The sequence below is a fragment of the Rhodopseudomonas sp. NSM genome (assembly GCF_052445935.1).
Taxonomy (GTDB): domain Bacteria; phylum Pseudomonadota; class Alphaproteobacteria; order Rhizobiales; family Xanthobacteraceae; genus Rhodopseudomonas.
Genome location: NZ_JBQTCH010000003.1, coordinates 26,984 through 46,103 on the forward strand (window position 1 = coordinate 26,984; position 19,120 = coordinate 46,103).

General features: G+C 66.6%; 10 protein-coding genes. 7 read left to right on the forward strand and 3 right to left on the reverse strand.

What is annotated here, in order from left to right; all coding sequences use genetic code 11:
* Positions 1-125 precede the first annotated feature (125 nt).
* The gene (gene msrB, locus ACTZWT_RS08555) at positions 126-623 is read left to right on the forward strand and encodes a peptide-methionine (R)-S-oxide reductase MsrB (protein ID WP_011442699.1); all 498 of its coding nucleotides are present in this window, start codon (positions 126-128) and stop codon (positions 621-623) included.
* Positions 624-812: 189 nt separating this feature from the next.
* Complete coding sequence (locus ACTZWT_RS08560; protein ID WP_444769258.1) at positions 813-2,294, forward strand: glycosyltransferase family 39 protein; 1,482 nt, start codon at positions 813-815, stop codon at positions 2,292-2,294.
* Between the two features lie 18 nt (positions 2,295-2,312).
* Here ACTZWT_RS08560 and ACTZWT_RS08565 read toward each other — a convergent pair whose 3' ends face one another.
* Positions 2,313-2,585 (reverse strand): hypothetical protein, encoded by a 273-nt coding sequence (locus ACTZWT_RS08565; protein WP_444769259.1) that lies wholly within the window; start codon positions 2,583-2,585, stop codon positions 2,313-2,315.
* 110 nt (positions 2,586-2,695) lie between these two features.
* Entirely contained in the window at positions 2,696-6,979 is a 4,284-nt protein-coding gene (locus ACTZWT_RS08570) for an ATP-binding protein (RefSeq protein ID WP_444769260.1), read from the reverse strand.
* Positions 6,980-7,246: 267 nt separating this feature from the next.
* On the opposite strand from ACTZWT_RS08570, the gene ACTZWT_RS08575 reads away from it, so the two are divergent.
* From ACTZWT_RS08575 to ACTZWT_RS08585, 3 genes are read left to right on the forward strand one after another with little or no spacing between them, the layout of a single operon-like run.
* Entirely contained in the window at positions 7,247-9,043 is a 1,797-nt protein-coding gene (locus tag ACTZWT_RS08575) for a flagellar hook-basal body complex protein (protein ID WP_444769261.1), read from the forward strand.
* 43 nt (positions 9,044-9,086) lie between these two features.
* Positions 9,087-10,958, forward strand: a complete 1,872-nt coding sequence (gene flgK / locus ACTZWT_RS08580; protein WP_444769262.1) for a flagellar hook-associated protein FlgK — start codon at positions 9,087-9,089, stop codon at positions 10,956-10,958.
* Between the two features lie 7 nt (positions 10,959-10,965).
* Positions 10,966-12,573 (forward strand): flagellar biosynthesis protein FlgL, encoded by a 1,608-nt coding sequence (locus ACTZWT_RS08585; RefSeq protein WP_444769263.1) that lies wholly within the window; start codon positions 10,966-10,968, stop codon positions 12,571-12,573.
* Between the two features lie 451 nt (positions 12,574-13,024).
* On the opposite strand, the gene ACTZWT_RS08590 is transcribed toward ACTZWT_RS08585, so the two are convergent.
* Entirely contained in the window at positions 13,025-13,201 is a 177-nt protein-coding gene (locus ACTZWT_RS08590) for a hypothetical protein (protein ID WP_444769264.1), read from the reverse strand.
* Between the two features lie 93 nt (positions 13,202-13,294).
* On the opposite strand from ACTZWT_RS08590, the gene ACTZWT_RS08595 reads away from it, so the two are divergent.
* Positions 13,295-15,964, forward strand: a complete 2,670-nt coding sequence (locus tag ACTZWT_RS08595) for a DUF1522 domain-containing protein (protein WP_444769265.1) — start codon at positions 13,295-13,297, stop codon at positions 15,962-15,964.
* Positions 15,965-16,376: 412 nt separating this feature from the next.
* Positions 16,377-19,040, forward strand: a complete 2,664-nt coding sequence (locus ACTZWT_RS08600; RefSeq protein ID WP_444769266.1) for a DUF1522 domain-containing protein — start codon at positions 16,377-16,379, stop codon at positions 19,038-19,040.
* Positions 19,041-19,120 lie beyond the last annotated feature (80 nt).

The window sequence follows — 19,120 nt, forward strand, 5'->3', positions numbered from 1 at the left end:
CAAACCCGGCGGCTCGCGACAATGTGAGCGCGCGGGGGCAGGGCTGATGTAACTTCACGCGGTGCGGCTGCGTATCTCGTTCGACAGCAATGGGCCGCTCGCGCCCCGCATCGCAGGGAGACACCATGATCGACCGCCGCATCCTGCTCGCTTCCGCCGCACTCGCCGCGGTGTTCGGCTTCCGCTGGCTGCGGCCCGACGACGCCCGCGCCGCGGAAAAATTCGAGATCGAGAAGACGCCGGAGGAGTGGCGCAAGCAGCTCACACCGATGCAGTACCACATTCTGCGCGAGGAAGGCACCGAGCGGCCGTTCTCCAGCCCGCTGCTGAAGGAACACCGCAAGGGCACCTTCGCCTGCGCCGGCTGCGACCTGCCGCTGTTTTCGTCCGAGACCAAATACGACAGCGGCACCGGCTGGCCGAGTTTCTGGCAGCCGCTGCCGAACGCGGTCGGCGAGCGCAAGGACTCGACGCTCGGCATGGTGCGCACCGAGATTCACTGCCGCCGCTGCGGCGGCCATCTCGGCCACGTGTTCGACGACGGACCGAAGCCGACCGGCCTGCGCTACTGCATGGACGGCTTCGCGCTGACCTTCAAGCCGGAGACGTCGAAGCCGAGCTGACAAGACGATCATCGCGAGACGCTTTGTCGCGGAGCGCGCGGCGATGCGTATTTCCTTGTCGATGCGTCTCACGCGGTCGATTTTTCGGGACGCTTGTCGGACCTCCAATTGACAAGGCTGCAGCACCTCCGCATCTAGCCGCCACGATTTAACATTTGGAAATGTTGCGGCTCGCGGATGAATCGAACGTTGTCCCGGTGGGGTTTCTCCGCCGGTCTGTTGGCGCTGGTCGCGGCCGCGCTCGTGTTGCCCGTGGTGCTCGCTGCGCTGGTGTTCCCGACACCGCTTTACGACACCCGCGAACTCGTCGCCTGGGGTCGGCATTTCCCGATGCTGACGCCGGTGCATCCGCCGATGATGGTGTGGGTCGGCGGCGCTGTCGATCGCGTGTTCGGGCCGTCCGGCACCGCGATCGTGTTCGTCAACCAGATCTGCCTTGCGATCGGATTGGCGTATCTCTACGCCACGCTGCGCCTGCTGGTCGACCGCGCGATGGCCGCCTATGTCGTCGCGCTCGCCGCGGCGTCGTTCTACGTGGTGTTCGCGCCGCTGTCCTGGGCGCTCAACGCCGACATCCTGCAGCTCACCTCGTGGCCGGCGGTGCTGTATCACTTGCTGCGCGGCCGCAGCACCGATCGCTGGCTGCACTGGATCCTGCTCGGCGTCTGGGCGGCGATCGCGGCGCTGACCAAATACAACGCCGCGGTGCTGTTCGCCGCAATGGCGGCCGGCATCGTCGCGGTGCCGTCGTTCCGCGCCTGCCTGCGCCGGCCGGGGCCGTATGGCGCGGTGCTGGTCGGTGCGCTGCTGTTCCTGCCGCATGCGGTGGCTGCGCTGCGCTACGGCACGACGATCGCCTATGGCGAACGGCACTTCACGGGCTTCGGTTCGGTGGCCGACACCGCGCGGCGGCTCGGCCTGCTCGTCGCCGGTTATCTGCCGCTGCTGCTGCCCGGCGCGATCGTGCTGGCGATCGCGGTGGCGCGGCGGATGATCGCGTGGCGCGTGCCACGCTACGGCGAGGCCAGTGACGAACTCAAGTTCATCGTCGTCGTCAATGTCGCGATGTTCGTGCTGCTGGTGGTGCTGATCGCCGGCTGCGGTCTGGAATACATCGCCCGCTACGGCGCGCCGTTCGCCGAACTCGCGGTGCTGGCGCTGGCGCCGCTGTTCACCTGGAACGAGTCGCGGCGCGCCGTGGCGGTGCGCCAGACCGTGCAGTCGCTCGGCGTGCTGTATGCTGTGCTCGCCGCCGGGGCTTCGGTCATCTATCTGTTCTTCGCATCGCATAGCGGGCTGCAGGAGCCGATCGCGCAGGCGGCCCGCGTCATCCTCGCAGACTGGAACAGCAAGTACAAATGCGGTCCCGGTTATTACCTCGGCGACCGGCAGACCGTGTACGGCATCGGCATCGCCGCCGGCCCCGGCGGCGATTCGATGACCATCAACTTCATTCCGAAGGCGCGCTGGTTCGACACGGCCGAGCTCGCGGCGAACGGCGCGGTGCTGGTCTACACGCTGCCGCAGGTCCCCGGCGATTTCGCCAAGGCGTTTCCCGATCTGGCGATGTCCGAGGAAATGCGCATCAGCGTGCCGGTGCTACGCACCCACACCGGCAAGACCAAGGAATACTTCTATCGCTTCGTCGCGCCGAAGGGTTGCGGGGGCTGAGACTGGCGAGCCTTGCGTTCACCGCGCCAGCGCGGACCACTTCGCGGCGGCTGCGATCGCGGCCGGCCGCAATTCGTCGGCGGGCAGGCCGCGGTGCAGGGCCTTGGCGTATTCGCACACGGCCATGAAGGTCGAGGCGCGGGCCTCGTCGACCTCGAAGGAGTGCGGCGTGCCGTCGCCGGTGACCAGCCCGACCAGCCCGTTGAGGATTTCCAGCGCCGCTTTCGAATCCGCGAGTTCGGTCTGCTGCAAACTCTGCAGCACGCGCTGCGCCATCTCACCTTCGCTCATACTGTCCCGCTCCGACGTCGTGTTCGGTCGCCTGATACAAGACGGAATGCCGGATGTCGTGATCTGGCGCAAGCCGGAACCGGGCGGTGGGCATCGTGGCGCGCCTCAGCTCAGCTCACAGCGCGGCCGCTGTCCCTCAGCGCCCGGCGCAGCACCTTGGACAGGTCCTCGACCGAATACGGCTTGTGCAGCAGATCGAAGCCGTGGTGGCCGTCGTCGGCCAGCACGTGGGCATAGCCGGAATTGAGCACGACCGGGAGGTTCGGCAGCCGCTTTTTGATTTCGCGGCCCATGGCGACGCCGTCCATGCCGGGCATCACCACGTCGCTGAGCACGAGGTGGAAGCGGGCGGCATCGCTGTCGAGCAGTTGCAGCGCCTGCTCGGCGCTGGACGCAAGCACGGTCTCGTAGCCGAGGTCGTGCAGCAGCTGCGTCGAGAATTCGCCGACTTCGGCATTGTCTTCCACCACCAGCACGCAACGACGCTCCTGCGATTTGCCGGTGTCGCCGTCGGGCGTGCGATCGCGGGTCTCGATCGGCTTGGCGCTGAGAGGGAGCCGCAGCGTGATGGTGGTGCCACTGCCGACCGCGCTCTCGACGGTGACATTGCCGCCGGATTGCTTGGCGAAGCCGTAGACCTGCGACAGCCCGAGACCGGTGCCGCGGCCGACGTCCTTGGTGGTGTAGAACGGCTCGAAGATGCGGTCGATCTGGTCCTGCGGAATCCCCGCGCCGGTGTCGGCGATCGACACGGCGACGATGTCTGAGACGCCCGCGGCGGTTTCCTGGGCGGTCGGTGCCGCCCGGGCGAGGCGGATTTCGAGCGCGCCCTGGCCGTCCATCGCGTCGCGGGCATTGGCGACGAGATTGACCAGCGCTGCTTCGAACTGATTGGCGTCGGCTTCGACCGCGAGCGGCCGCTCGTCGAGCGTCAGCGTGAAGCTCGCGCGCGAACCGAGCGCGGTCCTCAGCATCTCGGCGATCTGCTCGATCTGATGCGCCGCGTCGAACACCTGACGGTTCTGGGCGTGTCGGCGCGCGAAGGTGAGTAACTGGCCGGTCAGCCTGGCGGCGCGATCGGCGGTGTCGGAGATCGCGTCGACATAGCGGCGCATCCGCTCCGGCGGCAGTTCGCGCCGGCGCAGCAGATCGGCGGAGGAGCGGATCACGGTCAAAAGATTGTTGAAGTCGTGGGCGACGCCGCCGGTGAGCTGGCCGATCGCCTCCATCTTCTGCGCCTGGCGGAAGGCGTCCTCCGCCTTGCGCCGCTCGGTGATCTCGACCGCTTCCGGGACGATCGCGATGATCTGCCCCTGCGCGTCGTGCACCGGGCGCATCTGGAAGTCGAACCAGCGCCCGGCGCCGATCGGCAGGTCGAGCTGGATCTCGCGCCGCACGGTCTGGCCTGCGGCGACCGCGGCGACGTCGTCACGGATCATCTCCCGCATCCCGGGCGTGCCGGCGAACCACGGCGTATCCCACACCGGTCTGCCGACGATGTCATCCAGCGTCGCGCCGATGCCGGACAGCGAGGTGAGGTTGGCGTCGATCACCGCGCCGTCGACGTCGAGCAGCGCCTGGTAGGTGTAGCTCGCGGCGAAGATGGTGCGCAGCCGCGCCTCCTTCTGCCGCAGTTCGGCGGTGCGCTCGGCGACCTGCTCCTCGAGCTGGTCGTTGAGGTCGCGCAATGCGGTCTCGGCCTGCTTGCGTTCGGTGATGTCGCGGAAATACACCGAGACGCTCTCGCCGTTGGTCGGCGCGACGCGCAGGTGAAACCAGCGACCGCTCGGCGGATGTTCGATCTCGAATTCGGAGCCGATCCGCTGGGTCATGGCGCGCTGCAGGCTCGCCTCGATCCGGCTCCCGATCACCGCCGGATAGGCTTCGCGTGCGACCTTTCCGATCAGCTCCAACGCCGGGCGCCGCATCATCCGTTCGGCGGCGGCGTTGACGTAGGTGAAGCGATAGGCGCCGTCGAGCGCGACGAAGCCGTCGCTGATGCTGGCGAGGATGCCCTCGGCGCGGTCGCGCGCCGCCTGCGCCTCCTGCCGCAACGCATGCTCGGTGCGTAGCGCCTCCCGCCGCACCTCGGCGATGTCGAGATTGGAGCGCACCCGCGCAAGCAATTCGCGCGCGCTGAACGGCTTGCTGAGATAGTCGTCGGCGCCCGCCTCGAGGCCTTCGACCCGCGCCTCCTCGCCGGCGCGCGCCGAGAGGAAGATCACCGGCACGTCGGCGAGCGTGGAATCGTTGCGCAGCGCCTTCAGCAGGTTCAGCCCGTCGAGCCGCGGCATCATGATGTCGGAGATCACCAGATCCGGCCGTCGCTTCCACGCCGCCTCCAGCGCGGCGACGCCGTCGCCGACCGTCTCGACGGCGTAGATCTCGCCGAGCAGGCGGGCGACGTAGTCGCGCATGTCGGGATTGTCGTCGGCGAGCAGGATGCGCGGCCGCGCCGCGTCGCTGCGGACCGTGTCGCGGCCGAGATCCTCGGCGGTGGAGGCGTATGGCCGGTCGGTGTCGGCCTCCTGATCACGGTCGCCCTGCAGCCAGCCCATGGCTTCGTCGAGATAGGCCTGGGCGCGGACATTGGTGGAGACCTGCAGCGCATTGTGCTGCGGCCGCTCGGCGGGAAGATGTGCTGAGCCGAACGGCAGCGTGACGCGGAAGGCGCTGCCGCGGCCGAGTTCGCTGTCGACGCCGATGCTGCCGCTGTGCAGCTTGACCAGTTCCTGCACCAGCGCGAGCCCGATGCCGCTGCCCTCGATCGAGCGGCCGCGCGCGCCGTCGATGCGGCGGAAGCGTTCGAACAGATGCGGGATATCGCCGGGCGGAATGCCGGTGCCGGTGTCGCGCACGACGATCTCGGCGGAGCGGCCGTCCGGCGTCGGCCGCACCGCGACCGCGATCTCGCCCTCGAAGGTGAACTTGAACGCGTTGGACAGCAGGTTGAGGACCACCTTCTCCCACATGTCGCGATCGACATAGACCGGCTGCGGCAGCGGCGGCGCATCGATCACCAGACGCAGTCCCGCCTTGTCGATCGCCGAGCGGAAATTGGAGGCCAGTTCCGCCGTGAACGACGACAGATCGACCGGGGTGAAATGCGCGGTGACGCGGCCGGCCTCGATCCGCGCGAAGTCGAGCAGGGTGTTGACGAGCTTCAGTAGCCGCAGGCCGTTGCGATGCGCGATGCCGAGCAGCGACTGCTGATCGTTCGGCAGCGCCGCCTGATTCATGACTTCCTCGAGCGGGCTCAGCATCAGCGTCAGCGGCGTGCGGAATTCATGGCTGACATTGGAGAAGAACGCGGTCTTGGCGCGGTCGATCTCGGCCAGCGCCTCGGCGCGGCGGCGCTCTTCCTGATAGGAATCGCCGTTGGTGATCGCCGCGGCGATCTGCGCCGCCACCAGAGCGAGAAAATCCCGATAGGCGGTGTCGTACAGCCGGAACGGATTGAGGCCGGCGATCAGAAAGCCGGAAGGGCCGGTGTCGCCGCTCGACTGGATCGGCAGGACGATCGCCTGGCTCGGCGGCTGACGCCAGCCGCCGGCCGGGAAGTCGAAGCCGAAACGCCCCGACAGATTCCGGATCAGTTGCGGCTCGTTGAACTGCAAAGCTTCGGCGAGCGGCCAGAGTTCCGCGCCCGCGTCCAGCGACAGCACCGGCTTGACGCCGGGGTGATTGGCATCGATGCCGGCCGAGGCGGCGAGCCGGACGCTCGCGACACCGGGCTCGACCAGATAGATCAGCGCGAACGGCAGGTCGCGGGGGTCGGTCGACAGCGCCCCGGCGGTGATCTCGCAGGCTTGCGCGACGGCGCGGGATTGCGCGGCGCTGTTGGCGAGATCGCGCAGCAGCGACAACTGGCGCTCGCTGATGACGCGCTTTGTATCGTCGGTGTTGGCGCAGAAAATGCCGCCGGGGGAGCCGTCCTCGGTCGGGATCGGGCTGTAGGAAAAGGTGTAGTAGGTTTCCTCGGGAAACCCGTTGCGCTCCATGATCAGGAGCTGGGCCTCGACATAGGTGCCTTCGTGGCCGCTCGTCGCCTTGGCCAGCAGCGGCGCGATGTCGTCCCAGATTTCGTGCCACACCTCCCGGGTCGGTCGGCCCAGCGCCCAGGGATGCTTGCCGCCGATGATCGCCTTGTAGGGATCGTTATAGAGATAAGTGAGTTCGCGTCCCCAGCCGATCCAGATCGGCTGCTGCGAGGTCAGCATGATGCGGACGGCGGTCTTGAGTGCCTGCGGCCATTGCTCTGGAGGACCGAGCGACGTCGCCGCCCAATCGAATTGCCGCAGCAGGGTCGTGAGTTCGCCGCGCCCGAGAAAAAGGTTCTCGTGACCGGCGGATCCCCGCCCGGGCGACGACTCCGCCGATTCGACGTCTGCCAACACTTCCCCCGCACTTTGAACGGGCCAAACGCGCAAAATTGCACAAAGTTCCATTGGAAAAGCCGGCGGGCGTTGTTCCCCGCGACCGGCAAATATTGCCGCGCCCGGCAATTCCGCCACGCCGGAAAAGCCTCTTGTATCGACTCAAGTCTCTGAAAAACAACAGATTTGCTTGTTGGCACGGAGCTTGCGGAGAGAGCGCAGGATCGTGTCGTGAAGACTGACAACAAGCGGCCGCGCGTCGGCTCGAATTGGGAGAAGTGAGTAATGGGTATTTTCGGCGCTCTCACCACCTCGGTCGCGGGCCTGCGCGCGAACTCCTATGCGCTCGAAAACATCTCGGGCAACATCGCCAACTCGCAGACCACCGCCTTCAAGCGCGTCGACACCTCGTTTCTCGATCTGATCCCCCAGACCGGCACCAACCAGCAGCTCGCGGGCTCCGTGACCGCGGAATCGCGGCTGACCAACACGCTGTCCGGCTCGGTGCAGTCGGCGTCGGTGTCGACCTACATGGCGATCAACGGCGAGGGCTTCTTCGCCGTCCAGAAGCCGGGCTCCTTCTCGGACAACAGCCCGGTGTTCACCGGCGTCAACAACTACACCCGCCGCGGCGACTTCTCGCTCGACAAGAACGGCTATCTGGTCAACGGCGCCGGCTACTATCTGCAGGGCGTGGCGATCGATCCGACCACCGGCAACCCGGTCGGCAGCACGCCGACGGTGCTGAAATTCCAGAACGACTTCCTGCCGTCGCAGGAGACGACCAAGATCAACTACCGCGCCAATCTGGCGCGCTATCCGCTCACCACCAAGCACGACAATTCGATCCCGGGCTCGGAGCTGCTGCGCGCCGCCGACTTCTCCAACAACCCGCAGGTCAGCGGCACCACGCCGCCGCCGTTCGGCGACAACTCCAGGACCGGCCTGCAGATCAACAGCAAGGCCGGCACCGCGATCACCGGCGCCACCACGCTGAGCGGCGCCGCCAGCACCGATTCGATCGGCGTCAATTTCGCGGTCGGCGACACCATCGTCGTCAACGGCACCACCATCACCTTCACCGCGTCCGGCGGCACCGACGACGCCACCAATATTCCGGTCGATTCCACGATCGCCAATCTGCTGAGCAAGATCGACGCGATTTCGGGCGGCGGCGCGTCGTCGACGGTGGCGTCGGGCGCGCTGGAACTGCACACCGGCACCGCCAGCGACCTGACCATCACCTCGACCAGCGCCGCCTTCGCCTCGCTCGGCCTGACCAGCCCGTTCAGCGCGATCCGCACCGGCGGCGGCACGGTCGGCACCGGCCAGGTTCTCGGCCTGGACAACCAGACCTTCCTCGACGAGTCGATCTCGGGTGGCGCCACCACCGCCTATGACGGCTCCGGCGCTCCGGTGAACGTGCAGTTCCGCTGGGCCAAGACGGACTCCGCGACGCTCGGCACCGGCCATTCCGATGTCTGGAACCTGTTCTACCAGGTCAATCCCGATGCCACCGGCACCCAGGTCGCGTGGCAGAACGTCAATACCAACTTCACCTTCAATTCCAGCGGCCAGATGAACCCGGTGATCGGCCAGCTCACGCTGGCGAACCTGACGATCTCCGGCGTGTCGCTCGGCGACGTCACGATGTCGTTCGGCACCGGCGGCCTGACGCAATTCTCCGACACCAACGGCAACGTCCAGGTCAACCAGTTGCAACAGGACGGCTACGCCGCCGGTCAATTGACCAGCGTCTCGGTGAGCAACGAGGGCCGCGTCGTCGGCTCCTATTCCAACGGCCGCAACATCGATCTCGCCGAGGTTTCGGTCGCGACCTTCAACGGCGCCAACTTCCTCAAGCGCATCGACGGCGGCGCGTTCGAGGTGACCAACGAATCCGGCGAGGCGCTGTTCGGCAAGGGCGGCAGCATCTCGGGCTCGTCGCTGGAATCGTCGAACACAGACATCGCCGATGAGTTCACCAAGCTGATCGTCACCCAGCAGGCCTATTCGGCCAACACCAAGGTGATCACCACGGCGAACACCATGGTGCAGGACCTGCTCAACGTGATGCGCTGATCGGCGCGTCGCACTTCTTCGTTCGTCCAACCGGTAGTCGGTCATGAGTCTCGGAGACGCACTTTCGATCGCAATGGCAGGCCTGCGCGCCAACCAGGCCTCGATGTCGCTGGTGTCGTCCAACGTCGCCAACGCCGAGACGCCGGGTTACGTCCGCAAGACCGTCAATCAGGTCACGACGCTGTCCGGCCCGTCGGGCAGCGGCGTCCAGATCAACGGCGTCAACCGCGAACTCGACGCCTATCTGCAGGCGCAGCTGCGCACCGAGACCTCGGGCGCGTCCTACGCCTCGCTGCGGTCCGACTTCCTGCAGCAATTGCAGGGACTGTTCGGTGATCCGAACTCGAACGGCACGCTGGAAGACGCCTTCAACTGCCTCACCGCGGCGGCGCAGGCGCTCGCCACCAGCCCCGACAGCACCTCGGCGCGGATCGGCGTGCTCAACGCCGCGCAGGTGGTGTCCGGCGTGCTGAATTCGATGTCGAACGGCATCCAGACGCTGCGCACCGGCGCCGAGACCGGCCTGACCGACGCCGTCAACACGGCGAACAATCTGCTGCAGCAGATCGCCTCGATCAACAACAACATCCGCACCAACCCGGCCGGCGGCACCTCGACCGATGCGGCGACCGCGTCGCTGCTCGACCAGCGCGACGCCGCGATCAACCAGCTCGCGCAGCTGATGGACATCCGCGTCGTCACCGACAGCTCCAACCAGGTCACGGTGTTCACCGGCTCCGGCATGCAGCTCGTCGGCATGCAGGCGGCGCAGCTCAGCTTCGACGCCCAGGGCACCGTCACGCCGAACACCACCTGGAATCCCAACACCTCGGCGAGCGAGCTCGGCTCGGTCCGTATCGTCTATCCCGACGGCAGCTCGACTGACCTGACCAGTTCGCTGAAGTCCGGCAAGATGGCGGCCTATGTCGAGCTGCGCGACAACACGCTGGTGCAGGCCCAGACCCAGCTCGACCAGTTCGCCGCGGCGATGGCCAGCGCGCTGTCGGACAAGACCACCGCCGGCACGCCGGTGACGTCGGGCACGCAGACCGGCTTCGACCTCGACCTGTCGAATATGAAGGCCGGCAACACTATCAACATCAGCTACACCGACACCACCACCGGCGCGAAGCGCACCGTGTCGGTGATGCGCGTCGACGATCCGGCGGCGCTGCCGCTGCCGCAGACGGCGACGCTCAATCCGAACGACTACGTGGTCGGCATCGATTTTTCCGGCGCGTCGGGGTCGGTCACCGCGCAGCTGAATGCCGCGCTGAATGCCAGAAATCTGCAGTTCAGCGGCACCGCGCCGAACATCACCGTTCTCAACAATGCCGGCTTCTCCACGGTGAATTCGGCGTCGGTGACCAGCACGGTGACGTCGCTGACGGGCGGCGGCGCCGAGGTCGCGCTGTTCACGGATGCGGGCTCGCCCTACACCGGCGCGATCGGCGCCAACGGCACGCAGATGACCGGCCTCGCGCAGCGCATCTCGGTCAATCCCGGGCTGATCACCGATCCGTCGCGGCTGGTGGTGTATTCGACCACGCCGCAGACCGCGGCCGGCGACACCACGCGGCCGGATTTCATCACCAAGCAGCTCACCAACAGCAAGTATCTGTATTCGGCGACGACCGGGATCGGATCCAACGCTGCGCCTTTCAGCGGCACGCTGGAGAGCTTCCTGCAGCAATTCGTCAGCCAGCAGGGCTCCAACGCCCAGGCGGCGTCGCAGCTCGCCGACGGACAAAGCGTCGTGCTGAACACGCTGCAGCAGAAATATGCGACCAATTCCGGCGTCAACATGGACGAGGAAATGGCGCATCTGCTTTCGCTGCAGAATGCCTATTCGGCGAACGCGCGGGTGATGTCGACGGTCAACCAGATGTATCAGACGCTGATGCAGGCGATATGAGGCGGCGATGGCGATCGATGGCGTAAGCGGGCGTACGTCCTATATCGGCTCCGGAATTCTCAATCTCCGCAGCCAGATCGAGAATCTGACCGGGCAACTCGCCAACGGGCGGGTCTCGACCAACTATGCGGGCATGGGCACCGGGCGCGGCCTCGCGATCGGACTGCGCGCGCAGGTGGCGAACATCGCCAGCTATTCCGACACCATGACCAACATCAACACCCGCATCAGCGTCGCCAACCTGGCGCTGCAGCGGCTCAACGAAATCGGCAGCGAGGTCAAGGGCGCCGCCGCGAGCGCCGGCTCGACGCTCGACAACACCGGCCAGACGCCGGGGCAGAAGACCGCGTCGCTCGACTTCTTCGATTCCGTCGACATGCTGAACGCGCAGTCCAGCGACCGCTACCTGTTCTCCGGCCGCGCCACCGACACTGCGCCGGTGACCGCCGCCGACCAGATCATGGACGGCAACGGCGCGGCGATCGCCGGGCTGAAGCAGGTCATCAGCGAGCGCCACGATGCCGATGTCGGCACCGACGGCATGGGACGCACCATCGTCTCAGCGGGTGCGACGCCGACCTCGGTGCAGATCGGCGAGGATTTCGCCGCCAATCCGTATGCATTGCCGACGCCGGTCGGCGCTTCGCCGTTCGGGCTGAAGATCGCATCGATCGCCACCACGATCCCCGGCGTTACGGTGACCCAGCCGACCGAGACCCCGCCGACGATCGCGCCGGCCGCACCCAATCCGGTCGCGATGGGCATCGATCTCGGCGGCGTCGTGCCCACCGAGGGCCAGACCGTTTCGTTCACCTTCGACCTGCCGGACGGCACCCAGGAGACCATCAAGCTGACGGCGTCGTCGCAGACGCCGCTGCCGGCCAACAGCTTCGCGATCGATCCGGGCGATCCGCTCGCGGTGCCGCCGGTGCCGGCGTCGCCGCAGGTCACGGCCGCGAATCTGCAGAGCGCGCTCACCGATGCGGTCAAGAAGCTGTCGGGCAGCGCGCTCGCCGCCGCCTCGGCGATCAAGGCCGGCGACGACTTTTTCAGCCAGACGCCGCCGCTGCGCGTCGCCGGCACCGCGCCGTTCGGCAACGCCACCGCGCAGGTCGAAGGCACCAGGGCCGACACCGTGTTCTGGTACAATGGCGAACCGGACTCCACCTCGGACCCGGCGCGCGGCACCGCGGTCGGGCGGGTCGACGACGCCATCACCGTGCAATACGGCATCCGCGCCGACGAGCAGGCGCTGCGCAAGCAATTGCAGACCGTGGCGGTGTTCGCGGCGGTCAGTACCTCGGCCACCGATCCGAACGGCTCGAACAAGATGGCCGCGCTCAACCAGCGGGTGGCGGCGAACCTCGCCACCGAGCCGGGGCAGCAGACGATCCAGAACATCCAGGCCGATCTCGCCGGCGCGCAGGCGGCGATGAAGTCCACCGCCGACCGGCAGACCCAGACCAAGGCGCTGGCGCAGACGATGCTGGACTCGATCGAAGGCATCAACAACGACGAGGTCGCCACCAAGATCCTGGCGCTGCAGACCAGCCTGCAGGCGTCGTATCAGCTGACCTCGCAGCTCTATCAGATGAGCCTGGTCAAGTTTCTGTAGAGCGCTTCATCGATCGATCGAAGCGACATGGCCTTGCCAGATGCACTGACTCCTCATCTGAGAGTCTGACTCAAAATACGATCAAGAAGATCAGCCGCTTGCGTTCGTCATTGCGAGGAGCACTCGGATCGGCGCTCCGCGCCGTCCGAGCACAGGCTCCGCGACGACGCAATCCAGACTCCTGTGCTCGGCGCACTGGATTGCTTCGCTTCGCTCGCAATGACGAACGCAAGCGTTGATTTCTCGGTCAGCCCTGAGGAGCCCGGCCCCAGCCGGGCGTCTCGAAGCATGGGGCGACGCATCGCCGGCGGTTCATGGTTCGCGACGGCGCTTCACGCTTCTTCACCATGAGGCTGTGCCTGGGGTGAGCGTCCCGGAACGCCACTGCTGATTCCATCGGCGACAGAGCTGAGTAGTTAACGATCTCTCAACAGACCGGCGGCCGTTGCAACTATTGCACGGCGGCCTGATTGTTCGATCGCGACCGGGCGCGCCGGCGCAACTCGTCGGATTCCACCACCTTTCGACGAATATTCGCCGCGCCGGGCGGCCCCGCCAGATCCCCGGCGCGTGTAGCAAGTGCAGCAAGGCCCGTGGTTTTGCGCGGATTCCGGTCGGTCAAAGCCACTGCCGCTCCTTTACGCATTCTTAGAACCTGCCGGTCATGGTTCCGCGGTCGATCTAGAAGATCGCGTTTAGTGCACCAGGAAGGTAGCAAAAAATGTCAGGTATCGTTCTCTCGAATGCCGTCCGCCAGAATCTCTCGTCGCTTCAGGCCACGGCAGACTTGCTCGCCACCACCCAGAGCCGCCTCTCGTCCGGCAAGAAGGTGAACTCGGCGCTCGACAATCCGACCAACTTCTTCACCGCCGCCTCGCTCGATTCCCGCGCCAGCGACATCAACAACCTGCTCGACGGCATCGGCAACGGCGTGCAGATCCTGCAGGCCGCCAACACCGGCATCACCTCGCTGACCAAGCTGGTCGACAGCGCCAAGTCGATCGCCAACCAGGCCCTGCAGACCGTCTCGGGCTACGCCACCAAGTCGAACGTCTCGACCACGATCGCCGGCGCCACCGCCGATGACCTGCGCGGCACCCAGAGCTTCACCAGCTCCACCGCGCTCGGCTCGGTGCTGTTCGACGGCAGCCCCGGCGGCACGACTGCTGCGGCGGAAACCGACTCGCTCGGCGCCGCGGCGAATTCGATCGCCAACACCGTTGCCAAGACGACGACCAACTCGGCGACCGACGGTACGGTCAACGGCACCGCTCTGAAGATCGGTACCGGCGGCGCGGACGCCGTGGGTGGTACGCTGATCAGCGAGCTCACCAACGGTGCGACCGCGACGGCCACCGGCCCGGCATCGGGCGATTCGATCACGGTGAACGGCAAGACCATCACATTCACGACCGCCGGCGCGTCGAGCAAGGACAGCTACGGCAACTACACGATCGGCATCGACCAGACGGTCGACGCGCTGCTCGACACCATCGACACCATCAACGGCAACACCGCCAAGACGTCGGCGGTCGCTGCCGGCCTGATCGAACTGCACACCGGCACCAACAGCCCGCTGACGCTCGGAGACAATTCGAACGGCGCCGTGCTGAGCAAGCTCGGTCTGTCGCCCGGAACGGTTGCGTTCGGCGCCGCCGGCGCCGCCGCCAACGTCACCGATGCGACCAAGCTGTTCAATACGCAGGGTGCGCTCAGCACCGCCGCGATCGCCGATGGCACCACCCTGAGCGTCAATGGCAAAACCATTACGTTCAAGGCCGCCGACGCGCCGCTGGCCGACGCCTCGAGCGGGACCGGCGTGCTCGGTCGGATCTCGACCGACGGCAACGGCAACTCGACGATCTATCTGGGCAACCAGACCAACTTCACCAACGCTACCGTCGGTGACGTGCTGACCGCAATCGATCTGGCCAGCGGCGTGAAGTCGGCGAGCATCTCCAACGGTGTTGCCACCATCAGCACCAATGCCGGCCAGACCGCTTCGACCTCCGCCGCCGGTATCACCACGATCAAGGGCTCGAGCGGTGCCGACCTCAGCGTCACCGGCTGGTCCGACCTGTTCAACAACATGGGTCTGACCACCTCGGCCGGTTCCGGTCCGGTGACCCTGACGTCGACGCGCACCACCAGCGCGACGACCATGGGCACGCTGATCGAGGACGGCTCGACCCTGAACGTCAACGGCAAGACCATCACCTTCAAGAACGCCGCCGTTCCGACCGCGTCGTCGACCCACCAGGGCATCACCGGCAACGTCGAAACCGACGGCAACGGCAATTCGACCGTCTACCTGCAGAAGGGTGAGATCAAAGACGTCCTGAAGGCGATCGACCTGGCCACCGGCGTGCAGAAGGCGACGCTGGGCGTCTCCGGCGCCACCGTGGCGACCGCCAGCGGCACCGCCAACTCGTCGATCCTGGCGAGCGGCACGCTGAAGATCTCGACCGGCCTCAACTCCGATCTGAGCATCAACGGCACCGGCAACGCGCTGGCGGCCCTCGGCCTGACCGGCCCGAGCGGCACCTCGACCACCTTCACCGCGGCTCGCGGCACCGGCGAAGGCAACCTCAACGGCAAGAGCCTGACCTTCAGCTCCTTCAAGGGCGGTTCGGCGGTCAACGTCACGCTCGGCGATGGCACCAACGGCACGGTCAAGACTCTGGCCCAGCTCAACGTCGCGCTCGCCGCCAACAACATGACGGCGTCGATCGACAACTCGACCGGCAAGCTGACCATCGCTGCGTCGAACGACTACGCCTCCTACACCCTCGGCGGTGCGGACGGCGGCGCGATCGGTGGCACCCTCGCTTCGACGGCGGTGTTCTCGGTGCCGGCGGCGCCGGTGGCCGATCCCAACGCGCAGACCACCCGCGCGGGCCTGGTCAAGCAGTTCAACGACATCATGGACCAGATCACCACCACGGCCCAGGATGCCTCGTTCAACGGCGTCAACCTGCTGAACGGCGACACCCTCAAGCTGGTGTTCAACGAAACCGGCAAGTCGACGATCTCGATCCAGGGCGTCACCAACAATCCGACCGGCCTCGGCCTGTCGAGCCTGGCGACCGGGACCGACTTCATCGACAACTCGCACACCAATGCGGTGCTGGCGAAGCTGAACACCGCTTCGACCACGCTGCGGTCGCAGGCCTCGGCGTTCGGTTCGAACCTGTCGATCGTGCAGGCCCGTCAGGAGTTCTCGAAGAACCTGATCAACGTGCTGCAGACCGGCTCGGCGAACCTGACGCTGGCCGACACCAACGAGGAAGCGGCCAACAGCCAGGCGCTGTCGACCCGCCAGTCGATCGCGGTGTCCGCGCTGTCGCTGGCCAACCAGTCGCAGCAGGGCGTGCTCCAGCTGCTGCGCTGATCCGAAGCGAACGTCGAACTCACGATCTGGAGACGGCGGGGGAAACCCCGCCGTCTTTTTTTTGATTCGCGTCGGCGATTTGGACTGGCGAGGATGCCGGCGGCGGGGGCGCCCGAGGCGGGTCCGTGTTCTGAGGTGTTGATTTTACTCGCATTTTTTCTGTCCGCGAGGCCTTAAGGGGCTGTTAACCATATTTTAAAGCCCGGTCTCCATAGTCCCGATGCTCAGGAAGAAGGTTGGCCGAGAATCGGCCGCGTTGATCCGGACCGCATTCGCGTATGTGCGTGCCCGAGGTCCCTCTCCAGAACAGGCGTCTAAACACAACCGGCAAGCGTCGCGGCAATGGCCCTCGACGCAAGCAGCAGCGCGCGACTGAAGTCGCCGCCCAGCGCGGATCAGGAAGGTTTGCACCATGTCTGATGTGGTTCTCTCGGCAGCGGTTCGTCAGAACCTGCTTTCGCTGCAATCGACGGCGGATTTGCTCTCGACCACCCAGAACCGGCTTGCCAGCGGCAAGAAGGTCAACACCGCGCTGGACAATCCGACCAACTTCTTCACCGCCGCCGGGCTCGACAGCCGCGCCAGCGACATCAACAACCTGCTCGACGGCATCAGCAACGGCGTCCAGATCCTGCAGGCGGCCAACACCGGCATCACCTCGCTGAACAAGCTGATCGACACCGCCAAGTCGATCGCCAACCAGGCGCTGCAATCCAACGTCGGCTACTCGACGAAATCCAACGTTTCGGCGACCATCGCGGGCGCCACCCCGGACGATCTGCGCGGCACCCAGACCTTCGCCAGCGCCACCGCCACCAGCAACGTGGTCTATGACGGCACTGCCGGCGGCACCAACGGCGTGTCGCTGACCGATACGCTCGGTGGCGGCGTCGGCAGCATCGGCGGCACCAACATCACCAAGGCGATCGCCGCCGACGCCACGTCCACCGGCGGCGTGCTCTACACCGGCACCGCGTCCACTCCGGCGACCGGCGCGGACCTGATCAGTTCGCTGACCAACGGCTCGACCGTGACGCCGACCGGCCCGCAGGCCGGCGACACCATCGTGGTCAACGGCAAGAACATCACCTTCACCACCACGGGCTCGTCGACCGCCGACCCCAACGGCAACTACACGATCGGCATCAACCAGCCGATCAGCGCGCTGCTGGCGACCGTCGACACCATCAACGGCAACACCAGCAACCCGTCGGTGGTCGACGGCACCGGCCACATCGAGCTTCACACCGGCACCAACCGTGCGCTGGCGATCAGCGACACGTCCGGCGGCACGGTGCTGGCCAAGCTCGGCTTCGGCGTCAGCGTCTCGGTGCCGCTCGGCACCGGCGCCGCCACGCCGATCACCGCGACCACCAAGCTGTTCAACACGGTCGGCGGCCTCGGCCCGGCGATCGCCGACGGCACCACGCTGAGCGTGAACGGCAAGTCGGTCACCTTCAAGGCGAGCGACCCGCCGAGCGCCGCGGGGCTGCTCGCCGGCTCTGGCGTGCTCGGCAACATCGTCACCGATACGTCGGGCAATTCGACGATCTATATGGGGACGAGCAACACCTACACCTCGGCCACCGTCGGCGACGTGCTGACCGCGATCGACCTCGCCAGCGGCGTCAAGTCGGCGACGATCGCCAACGGCGTCGCGACTTTCGCCGCCAACGGTACGCCCTCGCAGATCTCCGCCGGCGGCGCGGTGACGCTGCAGACCTCGACCGGCGCCGATCTCAGCATCACCGGTCCGGCCGACTTCCTGAGCTCGCTGAACCTGACCGCTTCGACCGGGCCGGGCCCGGCTACGCTCACCGCCACCCGGTCGACCGGCCCCGGCACCATCGGCAGGCTGATCGAGGACGGCTCGACGCTCAACGTCAACGGCAAGCTCATCACCTTCAAGAATGCGCCGGTCCCGCTGCCCTCGGCCAGCCACACCGGCGTCACCGGCAATATCGAGACCGACGGTCTCGGCAATTCGACCGTGTATCTTCAGGGCGGCACCATGGCCGACGTGCTGAAGGCGATCGACCTCGCCACCGGCGTGCAGTCCGCGACGCTGTCGCAGGCCGGCGCCACGCTGACGACGCAGACCGGCTCCGCCAACTCGTCGCTCTCCAGCGGCTCGCTGAAGGTCTCGACCGGCAGCGCGTCCGACCTCACCATCAGCGGCACCGGCAACGCGATGCTGGCGCTGGGCCTCGCCGGCAACACCGGCACCTCGACCGAGTTCAAGGCGTCGCGCTCGTCCGGCACCGGCGGCGTCAGCGGCAAGACGCTGAGCTTCACCTCGTTCAAGGGCGGCACGCCGGTCAACGTCACTTTCGGCGACGGCACCGGCGGCACCGTCAAGACGCTGTCGCAGCTCAACGTCAAGCTCGCGACCAACAACATGATCGCGCAGATCGACGCCAACGGAAAGCTGACGATTTCGTCGAACAACGACTACGCCTCGGCGACGCTCGGCTCGACCGCGGACGGCGGCACGCTCGGCGGCACCATCACCGCGACGCTGAGCTTCACCACGCCGAACCCGCCGGAGCCGGACGTCACCGCCCAGGTCGCCCGCGCCAAGCTGGTCGAGCAGTACAACAACGTCATCCAGCAGATCACGACGACGTCGCAGGACGCGTCGTTCAACGGCGTCAACCTGCTCAACGGCGACACGCTGAAGCTGGTGTTCAACGAAACCGGCAAGTCGACGCTCAACATCGTCGGCACCGCGCTGAGCCCGGCGGCGCTCGGGCTGCCGACGCTGGTGTCCGGCGTCGACTTCATCGACAACGCCTCGACCAACAAGACGCTCGCCTCGCTCAACACCGCAGCGACCACGCTGCGATCGCAGGCGTCGTCCTACGGCTCGAACCTCTCGATCGTGCAGATCCGGCAGGACTTCGCCAAGAACCTGATCAACGTGCTGCAGACGGGCTCGTCGAACCTGACGCTGGCCGATACCAACGAGGAAGCCGCGAACAGCCAGGCGCTGTCGACACGCCAGTCGATCGCGGTCTCGGCGCTGGCGCTGGCCAACCAGTCGCAGCAGAGCGTGCTGCAGCTGCTGCGACAATAGAGGCATCGAGACGCGGCGAGGGCGCGGAGGTCGTCGCCCTCGCGCCGCGCGGCGATTCGCTCGTCCGCAACGGCGCGCTC

Bases quoted from the DNA above. Each gene is read 5' to 3' on its own strand.
- msrB (WP_011442699.1), top strand. From the start codon at position 126: ATGATCGACCGCCGCATCCTGCTCGCTTCCGCCGCACTCGCCGCGGTG.
- ACTZWT_RS08565 (WP_444769259.1), bottom strand. From the start codon at position 2,585: ATGAGCGAAGGTGAGATGGCGCAGCGCGTGCTGCAGAGTTTGCAGCAG.
- ACTZWT_RS08575 (WP_444769261.1), top strand. From the start codon at position 7,247: ATGGGTATTTTCGGCGCTCTCACCACCTCGGTCGCGGGCCTGCGCGCG.
- flgK (WP_444769262.1), top strand. From the start codon at position 9,087: ATGAGTCTCGGAGACGCACTTTCGATCGCAATGGCAGGCCTGCGCGCC.
- ACTZWT_RS08585 (WP_444769263.1), top strand. From the start codon at position 10,966: ATGGCGATCGATGGCGTAAGCGGGCGTACGTCCTATATCGGCTCCGGA.
- ACTZWT_RS08595 (WP_444769265.1), top strand. From the start codon at position 13,295: ATGTCAGGTATCGTTCTCTCGAATGCCGTCCGCCAGAATCTCTCGTCG.
- ACTZWT_RS08600 (WP_444769266.1), top strand. From the start codon at position 16,377: ATGTCTGATGTGGTTCTCTCGGCAGCGGTTCGTCAGAACCTGCTTTCG.